This is a genomic window from Gordonia polyisoprenivorans (genome assembly GCF_017654315.1).
In the GTDB taxonomy this organism is placed as follows: Bacteria; Actinomycetota; Actinomycetes; order Mycobacteriales; family Mycobacteriaceae; genus Gordonia; species Gordonia polyisoprenivorans_A.
The window spans coordinates 4,764,462-4,780,431 of sequence record NZ_CP072203.1; the positions used below are offsets into that span (position 1 = coordinate 4,764,462).

15 protein-coding genes are annotated in these 15,970 nt (G+C 67.7%); 6 read left to right on the forward strand and 9 right to left on the reverse strand.

The window, feature by feature from the left end:
- Positions 1-40: 40 nt before the first annotated feature.
- The 4 genes from J6U32_RS21600 to rsgA all read left to right on the forward strand — a co-directional run bounded on the left by J6U32_RS21600 (position 41) and on the right by rsgA (position 3,092).
- Positions 41-253, forward strand: coding sequence for a hypothetical protein (locus J6U32_RS21600; RefSeq protein ID WP_014360882.1), 213 nt, complete (start codon positions 41-43; stop codon positions 251-253).
- 76 nt (positions 254-329) lie between these two features.
- Positions 330-716, forward strand: coding sequence for a VOC family protein (locus tag J6U32_RS21605; RefSeq protein WP_208792078.1), 387 nt, complete (start codon positions 330-332; stop codon positions 714-716).
- A gap of 46 nt (positions 717-762) precedes the next feature.
- Positions 763-2,028: a 3-phosphoshikimate 1-carboxyvinyltransferase gene (gene aroA, locus J6U32_RS21610; protein ID WP_208792079.1), complete on the forward strand. Its 1,266-nt coding sequence runs from the start codon at positions 763-765 to the stop codon at positions 2,026-2,028.
- Entirely contained in the window at positions 2,025-3,092 is a 1,068-nt protein-coding gene (gene rsgA / locus J6U32_RS21615) for a ribosome small subunit-dependent GTPase A (protein ID WP_208792080.1), read from the forward strand. The genes aroA and rsgA overlap by 4 nt, the downstream gene beginning before the upstream one ends.
- Before the next feature lie 188 nt (positions 3,093-3,280).
- Here rsgA and J6U32_RS21620 read toward each other — a convergent pair whose 3' ends face one another.
- Both J6U32_RS21620 and J6U32_RS21625 read right to left on the reverse strand, forming a co-directional pair.
- Positions 3,281-4,027: a GntR family transcriptional regulator gene (locus tag J6U32_RS21620; RefSeq protein WP_006370667.1), complete on the reverse strand. Its 747-nt coding sequence runs from the start codon at positions 4,025-4,027 to the stop codon at positions 3,281-3,283.
- A 487-nt stretch (positions 4,028-4,514) separates the two neighbouring features.
- On the reverse strand, positions 4,515-5,396 hold the full coding sequence (locus J6U32_RS21625; protein ID WP_014360912.1) for a LysR family transcriptional regulator: 882 nt from the start codon (positions 5,394-5,396) through the stop codon (positions 4,515-4,517).
- Between the two features lie 111 nt (positions 5,397-5,507).
- Here J6U32_RS21625 and J6U32_RS21630 point away from each other — a divergent pair, with 111 nt between their 5' ends.
- On the forward strand, positions 5,508-6,770 hold the full coding sequence (locus J6U32_RS21630) for an MFS transporter (protein WP_208792081.1): 1,263 nt from the start codon (positions 5,508-5,510) through the stop codon (positions 6,768-6,770).
- Between the two features lie 20 nt (positions 6,771-6,790).
- On the opposite strand, the gene J6U32_RS21635 is transcribed toward J6U32_RS21630, so the two are convergent.
- The 6 genes from J6U32_RS21635 to J6U32_RS21660 form a co-directional block, all read right to left on the reverse strand.
- Positions 6,791-7,999 carry a fatty acid desaturase family protein gene (locus J6U32_RS21635; protein ID WP_208792082.1) on the reverse strand — a complete coding sequence of 403 codons (1,209 nt, stop codon included), beginning with the start codon at positions 7,997-7,999 and terminating at the stop codon, positions 6,791-6,793.
- Positions 8,000-8,043: 44 nt separating this feature from the next.
- Positions 8,044-9,366 (reverse strand): fatty acid desaturase family protein, encoded by a 1,323-nt coding sequence (locus tag J6U32_RS21640; RefSeq protein WP_208792083.1) that lies wholly within the window; start codon positions 9,364-9,366, stop codon positions 8,044-8,046.
- 145 nt (positions 9,367-9,511) lie between these two features.
- The gene (locus tag J6U32_RS21645) at positions 9,512-10,624 is read right to left on the reverse strand and encodes a GNAT family N-acetyltransferase (protein ID WP_208792084.1); all 1,113 of its coding nucleotides are present in this window, start codon (positions 10,622-10,624) and stop codon (positions 9,512-9,514) included.
- A gap of 122 nt (positions 10,625-10,746) precedes the next feature.
- Positions 10,747-11,889 (reverse strand): ferredoxin reductase, encoded by a 1,143-nt coding sequence (locus tag J6U32_RS21650; protein ID WP_208792085.1) that lies wholly within the window; start codon positions 11,887-11,889, stop codon positions 10,747-10,749.
- Positions 11,890-12,008: 119 nt separating this feature from the next.
- Positions 12,009-12,575 (reverse strand): DUF6912 family protein, encoded by a 567-nt coding sequence (locus tag J6U32_RS21655; RefSeq protein ID WP_208792086.1) that lies wholly within the window; start codon positions 12,573-12,575, stop codon positions 12,009-12,011.
- 76 nt (positions 12,576-12,651) lie between these two features.
- Positions 12,652-14,094 (reverse strand): wax ester/triacylglycerol synthase domain-containing protein, encoded by a 1,443-nt coding sequence (locus J6U32_RS21660; RefSeq protein ID WP_208792087.1) that lies wholly within the window; start codon positions 14,092-14,094, stop codon positions 12,652-12,654.
- 146 nt (positions 14,095-14,240) lie between these two features.
- On the opposite strand from J6U32_RS21660, the gene J6U32_RS21665 reads away from it, so the two are divergent.
- Entirely contained in the window at positions 14,241-15,320 is a 1,080-nt protein-coding gene (locus J6U32_RS21665; RefSeq protein ID WP_208792088.1) for a 2,3-butanediol dehydrogenase, read from the forward strand.
- A gap of 10 nt (positions 15,321-15,330) precedes the next feature.
- Here the strand turns inward: J6U32_RS21665 and J6U32_RS21670 are convergent, their stop codons facing one another.
- Positions 15,331-15,945, reverse strand: coding sequence for an Rv3235 family protein (locus J6U32_RS21670; RefSeq protein ID WP_208792089.1), 615 nt, complete (start codon positions 15,943-15,945; stop codon positions 15,331-15,333).
- Between the last annotated feature and the right edge of the window lie 25 nt (positions 15,946-15,970).

Here is a 15,970-nt window from a genome sequence, read left to right on the forward strand (position 1 = left end):
TTCCCGCCGGCGATCGGTGTCGGCGCCGTATCGTTGTCCCATGAACAGCCCACAGCCCGAGGAACTCGACGACCCGGACATCCCGCACGAGTACCCGCACGAATCCGCCTTCGCCTTCGGAGACGCCGAGCCGATCGGTGAGACCGATCGCATCGCGCGGGAGAAGGCGATCTACGAGGCGGGCCGTCATGGCAACGACCTCAACCGCGGTCACGCGCTCGGCGGGTCGGACGGCACCACCGAAGGCCAGTGATCCGAGCACACCGGACCCGCGACGCGCCGGGCGTATTGTCCTGTCCGACCGATCGGTAGCGGTGTAGACACAAGGCATGGAGGTCCTCAGCAGTCGCGTCCTGCTCCGTTCACGAGACCCGGAATCGTTGCAGCATTTTTACCGTCATCAGCTGCGTCTCGCCGTCGCGCGGGAGTACCCGGGCGGGGTCGTCTTTTACGCCGGTAACGGCCTGATCGAGGTTCCCGGGCACATGAGTTCCGATCTCGACACCACCATCGAGCCGTCGGGCGCACTGTGGCTGCAGGTACGTGACGTCTCGGCCGTCGAACGTGAACTGCGGTCAGCGCACGCCACGATCGAGCGCGAACCGCTCACCGAGCCGTGGGGCCTGATCGAGATGCATGTGCGCGACACCGACGGCCGGCTACTCATCATCGTCGAGGTCCCGCCGACGCACCCCCTGCGTCTGGACAACCGCTGACCGGGACGGGATCGGACGTGGCAGGCCCCATGACAGACTGGACCGCATGAGCACGTGGAATGCGCCCGTCGTGTCGGGGCCGGTGAACGCGACCGTGGACCTGCCCGGGTCCAAGTCGATCACCAATCGGGCGTTGCTGCTCGCCGCGCTCGCCGACGGCCCGTCGACCCTCACCGGCACACTACGAAGCCGGGACACCAATCTCATGCTCGCCGCTCTGACCGGACTGGGCATCGGCATCCGGGTCGACGCCGCCGACCCGACGACGGTCTCCATCGAACCGCGACCCATGCACGGCACCGACGTCTATTGCGGGCTCGCAGGCACCGTCATGCGATTCCTGCCGCCGATGGCGGCGTTGGCGTCGGGACCGGTCGACTTCGACGGCGATCCGCAAGCGCGTCAGCGACCGCTCACGACGATCCTCGATGCCCTGCGTGACCTCGGTGTCACCGTCGAGGGCGACTCCCTGCCGTTCACGGTGGTGGGCACCGGATCGGCGCGCGGCGGCGAGGTCACGATCGATGCGTCGGGATCGTCGCAGTTCGTGTCCGGGTTGCTGCTGACCGGCGCACGATTCGACGAGGGACTGACCGTGCGCCACGTCGGAGGTCCGGTTCCGTCGATGCCCCACATCGAGATGACCATCGCGATGCTCGCGACAGCCGGTGTGAAAGTCGTTGTCGACGAACCGAATATCTGGCACGTCGATCCATCGCCGATTCGTGCGGTGGACTGGGCGATCGAACCCGATCTTTCCAACGCGGCCGCCTTCCTCGCCGCGGGCGCCGCGACCGGCGGGGCAGTCAGCGTGCCACGCTGGCCGGCCGTCACCACCCAGCCCGGCGCCCAGATCGCCGATATCCTCGCCGAGATGGGTTGCACCGTCGAACTTCTCGACGGTGCGCTCACCGTGCGCGGACCACTTCGATTGACCGGTATCGACCGCGATCTGCGCGAGGTCGGCGAACTCACACCGACGATCGCAGCACTGGCTGCCCTCGCCGAGAGTGAGTCCCGGCTGACCGGCATCGCCCATCTGCGCGGCCACGAAACCGATCGCCTGGCCGCACTGGCCACCGAGATCGGGCGTCTCGGTGGCGATGTCACCGAGATCGACGACGGCCTGATCATCCGGCCGGCCCCGCTGCACGGCGGGCACTGGGAGTCCTACGCCGACCACCGGATGGCCACCGCAGGCGCGATCATCGGCCTGCGCGTCCCCTCGGTCACCGTCGACGACATCGAGACCACATCGAAGACCTTGCCGGACTTTCCGGGTATGTGGCAGAAGATGATCGGGCATCCGTGAGCCGTCGCGCGGACAGTTACGACGAGTCCGATGTCCGGGTCCGCCCCGGCAAGGGAAGTCGTCCGCGCACCAAGACCCGACCGGCACATGATGATGCGGAGTCGGCGATGGTTGTCTCGGTCGATCGGGGCCGCTGGGGTTGCGTACTCGGTGGCGACCCGGATCGTCGTGTGGTGGCCATGCGCGCACGTGAACTCGGCCGCACCCCGATCGTGGTCGGCGACGATGTCGGGGTGGTCGGCGACCTGACCGGGAAGCCGGATTCACTGGCTCGGATCGTGCGAGTCGACGAGCGGCGAACGGTCCTGCGGCGCACCGCCGATGATACCGATCCGTACGAGCGGATCGTCGCCGCCAACGCCGATCGCCTCCTGATCGTCACGGCCATGGCCGATCCCCCACCCCGGACCGGATTCGTCGAACGCGCCCTCGCCGCGGCGTATGTCGGTGGGCTCGAACCCATCTTGTGTCTCACCAAGTCCGATCTGGCCGATCCCACCGAGTTCACCAGTGCCTTCGACGGACTCGACCTGATCATCGTGCGCGCCGGTCGCGACGATCCACTCGACGACGTCCTCGGCTTGCTGCGCGGGCACCTCACCGCATTGATCGGGCACTCCGGCGTGGGCAAGTCCACCCTCGTCAACCGCCTTGTGCCCGAAGCCGAACGGGCCACCGGTGTGGTCTCGGGGGTCGGCAAGGGCCGACACACCTCCACCGCGTCGGTGGCGTTGGTGTTGCCGCCACATCCCGATGACGTGCGAGGTCCCAAGAACCAGGGCCGACGGTCGTGGGTCATCGACACCCCCGGAATCCGCTCATTCGGTCTCGCCCACGTCGACGCCGACGACATCGTCGACGCCTTCGACGATCTGCGCGATGCCATCGAGAACTGTCCGCGCGGCTGCACCCACCTCGGACCGCCTGCCGATCCGGAATGCGCACTCGACGCCCTCACCGGCGCCTCGCATCGTCGCGCGATGGCGGTGCGGCGCCTGCTCGTCGCGGTGGGTGGCGGCGGGACCGACCCCGAGCCGGAATCGACGAGCGTCGACTCGGAGTAGGGTGCCGGTGGGTGGTGGGGCCGGTGGGTGGTGGTGGCGAAACCAGCGTCGGCGCAGGCGGTCTCGAGGCTCGGCGCACGCGCCTCGCACCTCGACCATCGGGGTTGGAACCATCGGGGCGAAACGACCGGCTACCACGTAGCCATCGGGGTTGGAACCATCGGGGGTAAGCGGCCTCGAGACCCGCCTCAGCGATCGACGACGGTCGTCTCGAAGAAGTAGCGGTCCGCGCGGTAGGCGTGGCGACCCACCTCGACGACCTTGCCCGCATCGTCGAATGCAGTGCGCTGCATGGTCAGCAACGGCGCACCCGGCTCGACGTCGAGCAGAGTGGCCTCCTCGGCGTCGGCGGCTTTCGCGCCGATGACCTGGCGGGCAAGCCGAATGTGGACGCCCTTGGCGCGCAGCCCCTTGTAGAGGCCGCCGTCCTCGAGATCGCCTGGCGGCGGGCAGATGTCGGCGGGTAGGTGATTGGTCATCACCGCCAGTGGCTCGCCGCCTGCGCTGCGTAGCCGTCGGATGGTGACAGCCTCCGCGTCGGCATCGAGACCGAGATCGGTGCGCAGGTCGTCGTCGGGCACCGACCGCCGGTACTCGAGAAGCTGTGTCTCCGGGTGCATTCCGGCCGTGCTGAGATCGTCGAACAGACTGGTCAGTTCCACCGAGCGGTTCACCGGGCTCTGCACCACCTGGGTGCCGACGCCCCGTTTGCGCACGACGACCCCCTTGTCGACGAGCTCCTGGATCGCCTGGCGGATCGTCGGGCGGGAGAGCTTGAGCCGTTTGGCGAGATCGAGCTCGTTCTCGAGACGATCACCCGGAGCGAGCTCGCCACCGATGATCGCGGCCTCGATCGCGCGGGCGAGCTGGTGATACAGCGGCACCGGGGTCGACCGATCGAGATCGATCTGGAGCTGCGTGGTGGCCTGTGTCATGCCTCATAGTATGTCATAACAACCAAACATATGCGTCTTTGACAGGTCGATCAGTCGCCCGGGATGTTGTGCGGCGTGATGACGGCGATCTACGACACTTGCGGACGATGACCCCCGACGAGAGCGCCGTGATGGCTCATCACGATCTTCGCAACCTGCCGCATGTCCGAATGCGCCGACATCGACATGGTGACCATCGCCACGGGTCAATCGAAATCGACCGCGCATCAGCAACTTCATCGCGCGGTGACTTACCGATACCTGCGAGCAGATCGTCGGGCGAGTCGAAGACCGGAGCCCCCGGGAGGTCCGTCGCCACCTCGCGGCGGCGGTCAGGGTTGCCGGTGGCCACCCCGGCCAGCTCGATCTCCGGCACCGCCTGGATACAGGGCGCATGGAAGATCCGTCCACCCGCGCCGTAACCGACCAACCCCAGTCTCACCATCGTCTCCACTTAATTTGTCCGGACATTGGTACAAATGTAGCGTCAGGCGGTCCGCGTCGTTACCTCCCGGACGATGTCGAGCACCGCCCGGGCGGCCGTCGACGGCGAGCGCACCGAGGAGTGCGCGATCGAGACAACCCAGTCGAGATCACGGTCGGTGCAGGGCACCCCCACCGCTCCGGCGTGGTCGTGGGCGACGCTCCAGGGCACCAATGTCACCCCGAAATCGTTGAGCGCCAATCGGATACCGAACTCTTGATCGGCCACCTCGATCACCGATCGGCGATGCGGGAGCCACTTGTCGGTCACCGCGCGGGTGCCCCAGCCGGGCGGGTAGTCGATGGTGCGTTCGGCGGCGAGATCCGCGGCCGCGAAGCCGCCGGCCCGAACCAGCCGGTGGTCGGGGTGGGCCACGAGCACCAGAGGCTCTCGGGCCAGCCGGTACACGGTGATGCCGGGGATCTCCTGATCCGGACCGCCGAGCAGTGCCAGATCCAGCGTTCCGTCGCGCAGCCCGCGGATGTTGCCCTGACTGCCCTGCGGATTCTGCCGCATCGCGATCGCGACACCCGGATGCCGCCGATGCACCGCCCCGAACGCCTCCGCGAGATCGATGGTGACGATGTTGACCAAGGCACCCACCGCGACATCACCGCGGATGTCCCCGCGCAGCGCCGCGAGGGCGTCGACGATCTCGGCGCGCGCCCGGACCGCGGCTCGAGCGGGTTCGACGACGGCGCGCCCGGCCTCGGTGAGCACCAGCGTGGTCGGGGTGCGATCGAAGAGTTGCGCGCCGACCTCGCGCTCGAGTTTGGCCACCGACGTCGACACCGCCGACTGCACGACCTGCATCGACCGTGCCGCAGCGGTGAAGGTGCCATGCTCACAGCACGCGAGGAAGTAGTCGAGTTGCCGCAGTTCCATCGTGATCGCCCTCTCACTCGCCCCCGCCGACCTGGCAATCATCTTCCACGTAGATGTGGCCATCAGAATCTATCGCTTTTCTTCACGGCGACCGCGCCGCACCATGGACACATGGCTTCGACGACCTCCTCCCCGACCACCCGACTCAGCCGGGTGATCGTGCTGTTGTTCGCGGTGACCGCGGGGTCCTCGGCGGGCTGTCTCTACTACCTGCAGCCCCTGCTGCACGAGGTCGGCGGCGACCTCCACGTCTCGACGACGGCCGCGGGCCTGATCATCTCGGTGACCCAGGTCGGCTACCTGATCGGTCTGGCTCTGGTCGTACCGCTGGGCGACTTCCTGGACCGCCGACGGCTCGTCGGCGGGCTGCTGGTCGTGTCGTGCATCGGTTTGGCGATCGCCGCGGCCGCACCCACCTACGCGGTCCTGATGATCATGGTGTTCGCGGTCGGGGTGTCGGCGTCGGCGGCACAGGTGGTCGTACCGTGGGCCGCGGCGGTGGCCGGGCCGAGTGAACGCGGCGCCGTCGTCGGCACGGTGATGAGCGGATTGCTCGTCGGCATCCTGTTCTCCCGCGTCCTGTCGGGCCTCATCGCGCAGGCGGGCGGCTGGCGCACCGTGCTCGTCGTGGCCGCGGTCATGCAGGTGATGATGGCCGCCGCGGTCTGGTGGCGGGCGCCGCACACCGCGGTCGAGCGCTCGGGCACCACGTCGTATCCGCGTGTGCTGGCCTCGATCGCGACGCTGATCCGGTCGGAGAGCGTCCTGCGCCACCGCATGGTGCTCGGCGGACTGAACATGGCCGCGTTCTCGGCGATGTGGACGGCGATCGCCTTCCTGCTCGCCGGAGCCCACGGCTCGTCGTATCACTTCTCCGACGCCGAGATCGGGCTGTTCGGTCTGGCCGGGGTGGCCGGTGCGCTGGCCGCCCCACGGGTCGGCAGACTCGCCGACCGCGGCTATCTGCGCCACACCCAATACGGCGTGTGGGTCGTCCAGCTTCTCAGCTGGGGGCTGTTGTGGGCGGGTGCGCACCAGGTGCTGGTGCTGATCCTCGCGCTGCTCGTCTTCGATTTCGGCGTGCAGGGCGTGCAGATCGCCAACCAGGCCGCGGTGTACTCGCTCGACGGCGAGGCACGCTCTCGGCTGACGACCGCCTACATGGTGGCCTACTTCGCCGGCGGCGTCGCGGGTTCGGCGTTCGGCGGATGGGCATATCAGACCGGCGGGTGGAACCTGGTGTGCGCTGCGGGCGCGGCTACCGCGGTGCTCGGCATCGTGCTGTGGGCGGCGTTCGCTATCGGTGAGCGCGAGCACTCGGTGCAAGGAATCGCCGCGCAGCAACGGCTGCGCGGCGAAGTCCAGGCGGTCTAGGGCGTGTCTCTGAGCCCGACTCAGCGCGCGTGACGACGCAGCCGTCGCCTGCGCCGGGCCTCGGCGATGGCCGAGCGCAACCCGAGCGCCTTGTCGATGCCCGCGAAACGACGTTCCGAGGCGGTCTCGGGTGCATCGTCGGCGGTGTCGCGCAGGAACCGGTCCGGCAATGCGAGTTTGTTGATGGTGCGCAGCGTCTTGCCGTACTGCACCCACAGTGAGCCGGTCGTGTAGGGCAGATCGTATTTGTCACACAGCGCGCGCACCCGCACCGAGATGTCGGCGAGCCGGTTGCTCGGCAGGTCGGGGTACAGGTGGTGCTCGATCTGGTAGCAGAGGTTCCCCGACATGAATGCCATGGCCGGGCCGGCACGAAAGTTGGCGCTGCCCAACATCTGTCGCAGGTACCACTGGCCCTGGGTCTCGTTCTCGAGGGTGTCGACGGTGAATTTCTCCGCGCCGTCCGGGAAGTGCCCGCAGAAGATGACCACATACGCCCAGAGGTTGCGGATCAGATTCGCCGTCAGATTCGCGGTCAGGGTGTGCCGGAAATTCGGCCCGGTCAGCGCCGGGAACAACACATAGTCCTTGGCGACCTGCTTGCCGATCTTGCGGCCGAATTCCTTCATCTGCGGGATCGCGACCTCTTTGGGCTTCTCGCCCTGAATGACCTCTTTGAGCGCGAGGTCGTGCAGGCCGATGCCCCACTCGAAGGTGGCTGCCAGGAGCAGATTGAACAGCGGCTGCAGCGCGCGTCGCGGTTCCCAGGGCTCGTCGCGGGTGACCCGCAGGATCTTGTAGCCGACGTCGTGATCCATGCCGACGACGTTGGTGTACTTGTGATGGATGTAGTTGTGGGAGTGCTTCCAGTGCGGCGACGCGCACACCATGTCCCATTCCCACGTCGTCGAGTGGACCTCGGGATCGTTCATCCAATCCCACTGCCCGTGCATCACATTGTGCCCGAGTTCCATGTTCTCGATGATCTTGGCCAGCGCGAGCGCACCGGTGCCCAGCAGCCACAACGGCCGCCGATGACTGCCGAGCAGCGCGAGACGCCCGGAGACCTCGAGGACCCGGTGAGCGAGAATCGTGCGCCGCAGGTAGGTGACGTCGCGCACCCCGCGGTCGGCCTCGATCTCGCGGCGCAGCGCGTCGAGTTCGGCCCCGAGCGCCTCGACGTCGGCGTCGGTCAGGTGGGCGTACTCATTGATGTCGGTGATTGCCATCGGTGTCCATTATGCGCTTGCGGCGCCGAGACGGGGAGCCCGCCTCAGGCCGCGCGACGCTCCACCACCTGGGACGATCGTCCCACTCGGGTCCGCCGACGCTCGCGCATGGACTTGATCGCCGAGCGCAGTCCGCGGCGCCGACCGGTCAACGGGTCGACGGTCGCGTGCAGTCGAGTGCCCTCGGGCAGACCTTGCTTGAAACGACGTTCGGACGCAGTCTCGGGTGCGTCGTCGGCGGTTGCCGAGAGGTATTTGTCCGGCAGCGACAACTTGGCGATGGTGCGCCACGACTTCGCGTACTGCAGCGGGAACGAGCCGGTGGTGTAGGGCAGATCGTACTTCTCGCACAGCGCGCGCACTCGCACCGCGATCTCGGCGAGCCGATTGCTCGGCAGGTCCGGGAAGATGTGGTGCTCGATCTGGTAGGAGAGGTTGCCGCTCATGAACGCCAGCACGGGACCGCACCGGAAGTTGGCGCTGCCCAACATCTGTCGCAGATACCACTGCGCCTGCGTCTCGGAGTCGACGTCCTGCTTGGTGAACTTCTCGGCGCCGTCCGGGAAGTGCCCGCAGAAGATGACGGCGTTGGTCCACACGTTGCGGATGACGTTGGCCATCGCGTCGGCGGTCGCCGCCTTGCGGAAAGCCGTTGCGGCATCGCGCTTGTCGCCGCCGAACGCCAGGGCTGCCGCGGCGACCAGCGTCGGCTGCACGGCGTAGTCCTTGGCGAGCTGGCGGCCCACCTTGCGGCCCACATCGGCCAGATCCCGGCGGAACTGTTCCTTGGCCTCGGGGGTACGGCGCTTCTTGCCGAGCTCGAGATGCTGTGCGGCAACACCGTATTCGAACAACAGCGCCAGCAGGGCGTTGTACACCAGGTTGCCCAGGTAGAACGGCTGCCATCGCTGATCGCGCGTCACGCGCAGCAGCCCGTAGCCCACGTCGTCGTCCATGCCGAGCACGTTGGTGTACTTGTGATGGATGTAGTTGTGGGTGTGCTTCCAATGCGCCGAGGGATCGGTGTTGTCCCACTCCCAGGTGGTCGAGTGCACCTCGGGATCGTTCATCCAGTCCCACTGCCCGTGCATCACGTTGTGCCCGAGCTCCATGTTCTCCACGATCTTGGCAACGCCGAGCGTGGCCGCGCCCGCCCACCACAGCCCGCGGTTGCGCGAGCCGGCGATCATCGTCCGGCCGGCGAGCTCGAGGCCACGCTGGAAGCGGATGGTGTTGCGGATGTAGCGGGCGTCACGCTCACCGCGCGCCGCCTCGATGTCGGCCCGGATGGCATCGAGTTCGGCGCCGAGGGCTTCGACGTCGGACTCGGACAGGTGGGCGTATTCGGGGATGTCGGTGATCGCCATGGATTCCTCTCACCTCACGCCGCGGCCGGGACAAGCTACTCCCGCCTACGGCTACGTTTCCGTAACTTACGACAGCGTAGGTTACTGGGCGCGAGGTGTCCAGCCTTGGTGAAACAGACATCGGTGCGACCTGGGTCGGGACCGCTCAGAGTGTGCAGTTCTCCCGCAGGAGTTCGTATCCGACGAGATCCTCGATATGGCCGTCGGAACTCGCCGCCAGGGGCTGGGTGCCGAACTCGGTGAAGCCGGCGTTACGGGCGAGCGCCCGGCTGCCCTCATTGGAGGCCGCTGCGAACATGGTCAGCCGCCGGATGTCGAGGACGTCGAAGATGTGGCGCACCGCCGCCGGGAATGCTTCTCCCAGAACACCTTTGCCACGCGACGCCGGATGCGTGTAGAAGCCGATCTCGGCGCCGGTGACGTCGTCGATCGCGAAGATCGAGATGTCGCCCATGTATTCGTCGGTCTCCTGATCGGCGACCGCCCAGGTGCAGGTGCTCCCGCACGCGGCGGTCCACCACTTCCGGGTGCGTTCGACTGCCGCATGTTCGACCGACAGCGGATCGGGGCGCTCGAAGAGGTATTTGCGCGAGATCGGGTCGTCGAGGGTCTCGCGGATACGCTCGTCGTCCTTCTCGGCCAGCGGGCGCAACCGGAATCGCTCGGTGTCGAAGGTGGTGGCGTGCCACCGCGATTTCGGTGCGAAGTCGTCGCCGGCATGCCACTTGGCACACCACGCGTCGACGACGCGGCTGTTCATCTCGAGCCAGTCGGGCAGGCGCGCGAGCAGGGTGAACCCGGCGGCGTGCGCGACCCGAAGACTCGCCAGATTGCCCTCGGCGGCGTGGAACCGCACGACCTCCACGTCGCGTTCGGCGGCTGCATACGTCATCGCGAGCACCACCGCCCGGCGCGCGAGACCCGCTCCCCGGGCATCGGGATGCAGGACGAATCCGACCTCGACGATCCGCCCGGCGCCCTGCAGCTCGACACTGCCTGCGAATCGCCCCTCGTGCTCGATCGCCCAGGTCATGGAATCGCCGTCATCCCACCCTCGCAGAGCCCCGTCGATGAAACGCTCGGCATCGGAGCGGCCGTAGGGCGAGGGCATACGCGCCCAGCGCATGGTCAGCGGGTCGGTGGCGTAACCGACCACGCGATCGATGTCGTCACTCCGGTGTGCCCGCAGGGTGACCACCCCGTCGGAGCAGACCGGAACCTCGGTCGTTTCGGACAGTCGGGACACTTCGGCTCGCACGCGGATCTCCTCCGTGGTCGACAGCAGCCGTGTTCGAGCCTAACGGGTCTGCGACGACGGGGCGATGTTTGCGCCCGATCGACCGTGTCCCGCCTCGTCGGCGGGCGTCGACGCGGCCGGTGTCAGACGTCGAGGGTGCAGTCCCCCGCGGCCGCGCTGACGCAGGTCTGGATACGTTCACCCTCGACGTGTTCGACACCCGACCGCAGATCGCGAACGCATCCGCGGTCGAGCATCACCACACAGCTCTGACAGATGCCCATGCGGCACCCGAACGGCATGAGTACCCCTGCCGACTCCCCTGCCTCGAGCAGTGTCGTGGCGCCGTCGACCTCCTCGGTCCGCCCGGAACGACCGAAGGTGACCGTTCCGCCGACCGCACCCACCACGCCCCGCTCGAGCGCGAACCGTTCGATGTGCAGCAGATCGGCATGGCCGTCGGCGAACACACCAGAAACCATGTCGAGGAAGGCACCCGGGCCGCACGCCCACGTCTGCCGCTGCGTCCAATCCGGGCAGAGCGCGGTCAGCGAGTCCGGGGTCACCTTGCCGTCGGTCCGGGTGTATTGGATGTGCAGATCGATGACGCCGTCGGCGTGCAACCGCGACAGTTCGTCGCCGAAGAGGAGATCCGCGGGCGTCGGGGTGGAATGGATGAGCCGGATGTCGGTGCGCTGGTGGCGGTGGGCCATGGTGCGCAGCATCGAGATGATCGGCGTGATGCCACTGCCGGCCGTGACGAACAAGATCTTGTCCGGAAGTGGTTGCGGGAGCACGAATTCACCTTGCGGCGCCGCCAACCGCACGACGGTGCCCGGCGTCAGGCCATTGACCAGATGCGAAGACAGGAAGCCCTCCGGCATCGCCTTGACGGTGATGGCGATGGTCCCCTCGTCGCGCGTCGTGTCGGGGACCGAGGTCAGCGAGTAGGAGCGCCAGGTCCACCGCCCGTCGACGAGGACACCGATGCCGATGTACTGACCGGGCGCGTAGTCGAAGGAGAATCCCCATCCGGGACGGATACGGATGGTCGCCGAGTCCTCGGTCTCGGCGGTGACCGACACGATCTTGCCGCGCAGCTCGCGCGCCGACCACAGCGGATTGGCCAGATGCAGATAGTCGTCGGGCAGCAGCGGGGTGGTCACCCGGGCAACAGCAGCACGAATCCACTGCCCGCCCCTGGTCCGGGCGGCGATCCCCGACACCGGCTCCTCGAATCGTTCCCGGATGTCCCGGACCCTGATTCCCCCAGCCCTGAATTTCATGACGCCCATCCTCGAACTCGTCGATCCGCTCACCGGACCACCGTAACCTACGGGAGCGTAGGTTACGGTCCGAGAGGGCGATACCCCGTGGCCACCCCGGGTTCTCGGACCCGGGGGATTCAGAGCAGTTCGAGCAGGAACGGCAGCTCCTGGGTGGCATACCACCCCAGGTCGTGATCATCGACGTCACCGACGGCGAGTTCGGCGTCCTCGTCACCGAGATCGGCGGCGTCGATGACGACGACGGCGTTGCGCACCGCGGCCTCGGCGTCGGCCCCGTCGACATGCACCGAGGCGACGGCCGAGCGCGGGATCGGTCCGGCGGCACGGACGACGGCGGCGTCGAGTTCGGGATGCAGGGTGGGGTTCTCGACGTCGGCGGCGACGACCGCCCGACGTGGTGGCAGCTTCGGGGTGACACCGGGCTTGGTGCCGGCCGCATCGGCGGCGAGTTCGGCATCGGCGTGGGCGTCGCCGGGTTCTGGGGCCTCACCGGCGAGCAGCCGCAGCGACGCCCGCGCGGCCTCACGCATCGCGACCTCGGCGAGTTCCTCGTCGTCGCCGGACAGGAACGATTCGCGCAAGGCCGGGGTCAGCGCGAATCCCGTCCCGCCGACCGGCCGGAACTCACCCGACTCGTCGAGTTCCATCAGCATCGTCAACGTCGCCGGAAAGTACACCCTCATCGATGAGTCCTTCGCTTCTGCACGCGCTCACCCTACTGGCCGACGGCGGTCGGCGTGATCGCGCGATCTCGCCCACTCATTGCGCCCCCAGCAATTCCTCGAACGACTCGGCGACGTAGCCCGCGAGCGCGGGCAGATCACCGATGACGCCGCGGTCTGCGGTGAACGCGAAGTTCAACCGGTCGCGGTACTCCACCACCCCGATCGACAACGCGTGTCCGGCGATCAACCCCGGCACCGCATGCACCGCACTCACCTTGCGCCCCAAGACATACCGATCCGACACCGGCGAGCTGGTGATGGACAGGGGGATGTTGTAGCCGCGGGTACCGAGCGACCGGAACGCCCACGAGCTGAATTCCGGGAACGGCACCATGCCGAGGTCGGGAAGCAGTGGCCGCGGACCGAGCGTCACCCGGCGCGACGATTGGGCGTAGCGATCGGCGAGCGCGGCGACCTGTGAGAGCCGCACCTTCGGATTGTCCTCTCCCACGGGCAGATCCGTCACGAAGCCCGGGGCACCCACATCGATCCACGTGGAATCCCGCTCGGCATCCGGCGCCATCCCCGGATCCCGGGTCGACAGCGGGATCTCGACGCGCACCGTGTCGGTGATGGGAGCGGCGACGTCGAAGGACAGCAACCACCGGCGCATCACGCCGCTGACGATCGCGAGCACCACATCGTTGACGGTGCAACGATGGTGCTCGGCGATCTTCGCGCAGTCGCGGCGAGGCACCGAGGACACCGCGAACATCTGCGACGAACTACCCGGCGAGTTCAGCGGACTCTGTGGCGCCGAGTCGGTCACCTCGCCGATCAGATCGCCGATACGTCGCACCGTGGAGTCGACGACCGTGCGGACACCACCGACGACGCCGTTGCCGGTGACGACCGAGTCGATGAACTCCCCCGGCCGCGACACCGCCTCGGCGAGCGCACCGATCGCCAAAGACGTCGCACCGGGTGGGTGCCCGGGCATCCACAGGTCCGGCTCGTACTGCACCACCTCGGCGGTCTCGTCGGTGATCACCTGACTGATCTCGGGTCCGGCGAAGTCGTCGACGAGACACCGATGGCTCTTGGTGAGCACCGCATAGCCGTTGCCCTCGAGCCCCTCGATCAGATACATCTCCCAGAGCGGTCGCGACCGATCCAGCGGGCGCGACATCACGCGGGCGATCAGATCGCCGAGTTCGGTCAGAGTGCCCGGGCGGGGCAGCCCGGAGCGGCGGATGTGGAAGTTGATGTCGAAGTCGTGATCGTCGACCCACACCGGCCGCGCCAGACCCATCGTCACCGGCAGAACGATCTGCCGGTAGCGCGGCGCGAGCTGTAACCGGTTCTCCACCAACGACACCAGCGAGGGATAGTCGAGGATGTGACGCGCGCCGTCGGCCGCGGCCCCGGCGGGCGGGCCGGCATCGTCGAAGATCAGCAGCGCCCCCAGATGGCTGGTCGCGCCCGTCGGATCCAGGAAGTAGTACATCGCCTCGCGCGGGGACAACCGATTGGCCACATCGATGATCGTAAGGCCTGGGGGTGCAACCCCTCGGCAACTGTTGCCCGACGTGGGCGCTCGGTTCTTCACTCGATGCCAGAGTGCCCGGCGAGGAACCGACGACCACGACGGTCCGCCGGCACCGGAGAAGAACGGAGTTGATGATGCGCGCAGCACGCTATTACGACCGGGGGGACATCCGGATCGAGGACATCGACGAGCCCGCCGTCGAGCCCGGCACCGTCGCCATCGATGTGGCGTGGTGCGGGATCTGTGGGACCGACCTGCACGAGTACGCCGACGGACCCATCTTCATCCCGCCGTCGGGACACCCTCAGCCGATCAGCGGCGAAAGCGCGCCGATCACGCTGGGACACGAGATGTCGGGTGTGGTGTCGGCGGTCGGCGACGGCGTCGAGGACCTCGCGCCGGGCGATCACGTCGTCGTGGAGCCCTACATCATCGCCGACGGTGTCGACACCGGCCCGGACAGCCACAACTATCACCTCTCGGCCGACATGAATTTCATCGGGCTCGGTGGTCGCGGTGGTGGCCTCGGCGAGAAGATCGTCGTCGAGCGACGCTGGGTCCACAAGGTGTCCAAGGACATTCCCCTCGACCAGGCGGCGTTGATCGAACCCCTGTCGGTGGGATTCCATGCGGTGCAGCGCAGCGGCGCCGGTGCCGGGGACGTCGCGTTGATCACCGGAGCCGGCCCGATCGGTCTGCTCACCGCGGCGGTGTGCAAGGCCGAGGGCATCACCACGATCGTCAGCGAGCCGAGCCGGCTGCGCCGGGAGAAGGCTCGTGACACCGGCGTCGGTGACCACATCGTCGACCCGTCGACGCAGGACGTGGTCGAGGTCGTCCGGGATCTCACCGGCGGTCGCGGTGCCGACGTCGGCTTCGAATGCACCTCGGTGCAGCCGGCTCTCGACACCCTCTTCGATGCGCTCAAGCCGACGGGAGTCCTTGTGGTGGTGTCGATCTGGGGTCATCCCGGGACGCTCGACATGCAGAAACTGGTGCTCAAGGAGATCGACATGCGCGGCACCATCGCCTACGTCAACAGCCATCCGGCGACCATCCGGCTCGTCGAGGAGGGCAAGGTCGATCTCGCACCCTTCATCACCGGGCGCATCGGACTCGACCAGCTTCTCGACGAGGGCTTCGACACGCTGTTGCACCACAACGAAACCGCGGTGAAGATCTTGGTCTCGCCGTCCGGTGCGGGCGTGAGCTGAGCGCCTGCTCTCAGCTCATCTCCAAAGTCGCCAGCCGCCACCGGTATTCGACCCGAACCGGAAGGCTCGATCGGACCCGGCCGGCCTGGCGCACCCGGACCGGGACGCGTTCGATGCGTCCGGCGAAAGCGCGAACCCGGCGACCCCGCTCGAAACTGCCGAAGATCTCCGCCGTCGACGGATCACACATCTGGATGTGGATCCGTCGTATGCGGGCGCTCACTCCTGCGGCGCGGTTCTCGGGCCGGGCGATGTCGGGGCGCAGCAGGGTGACGATGTGCTCGTAGAGCTGTGGGGAGACCGCGGTCTCCAGGTGTGCCGCCGGACGCCGCCGGTCGAGGACCTCGAGCAGAGCGGTGACGGTCCGCGCGGCAACGCGGCGTGCCTCGACCGTCCCCGCCGGTACCGCCACCGGCTCGGGTCGTCGGACCGGCGGCGTACCGAGCGGTGCGGTCACCAGCGGCCCGTCGGTCGCCCGGCTCGGCTCCCCGACCGGCTCGTAGGCGGGTGCTGCGACGACGCGTAGATGGTCGACGGGCGTATCGGCCACGGCGCGAACGGGGACTTGAGCCCCTGCGCGAACGGGAGCGTCGGCGGGAGCGGTGGCGGTGAGGGTTGTGGTCATGGAAATCGGACGCACCGCAGGGCGC

Coding starts and splice junctions, on each gene's coding strand:
- J6U32_RS21600 (WP_014360882.1), top strand. CDS start 41: ATGAACAGCCCACAGCCCGAGGAACTCGACGACCCGGACATCCCGCAC.
- J6U32_RS21605 (WP_208792078.1), top strand. CDS start 330: ATGGAGGTCCTCAGCAGTCGCGTCCTGCTCCGTTCACGAGACCCGGAA.
- aroA (WP_208792079.1), top strand. CDS start 763: ATGAGCACGTGGAATGCGCCCGTCGTGTCGGGGCCGGTGAACGCGACC.
- J6U32_RS21620 (WP_006370667.1), bottom strand. CDS start 4,027: ATGACACAGGCCACCACGCAGCTCCAGATCGATCTCGATCGGTCGACC.
- J6U32_RS21625 (WP_014360912.1), bottom strand. CDS start 5,396: ATGGAACTGCGGCAACTCGACTACTTCCTCGCGTGCTGTGAGCATGGC.
- J6U32_RS21630 (WP_208792081.1), top strand. CDS start 5,508: ATGGCTTCGACGACCTCCTCCCCGACCACCCGACTCAGCCGGGTGATC.
- J6U32_RS21635 (WP_208792082.1), bottom strand. CDS start 7,999: ATGGCAATCACCGACATCAATGAGTACGCCCACCTGACCGACGCCGAC.
- J6U32_RS21640 (WP_208792083.1), bottom strand. CDS start 9,366: ATGGCGATCACCGACATCCCCGAATACGCCCACCTGTCCGAGTCCGAC.
- J6U32_RS21650 (WP_208792085.1), bottom strand. CDS start 11,889: ATGAAATTCAGGGCTGGGGGAATCAGGGTCCGGGACATCCGGGAACGA.
- J6U32_RS21655 (WP_208792086.1), bottom strand. CDS start 12,575: ATGAGGGTGTACTTTCCGGCGACGTTGACGATGCTGATGGAACTCGAC.
- J6U32_RS21665 (WP_208792088.1), top strand. CDS start 14,241: ATGCGCGCAGCACGCTATTACGACCGGGGGGACATCCGGATCGAGGAC.
- J6U32_RS21670 (WP_208792089.1), bottom strand. CDS start 15,945: ATGACCACAACCCTCACCGCCACCGCTCCCGCCGACGCTCCCGTTCGC.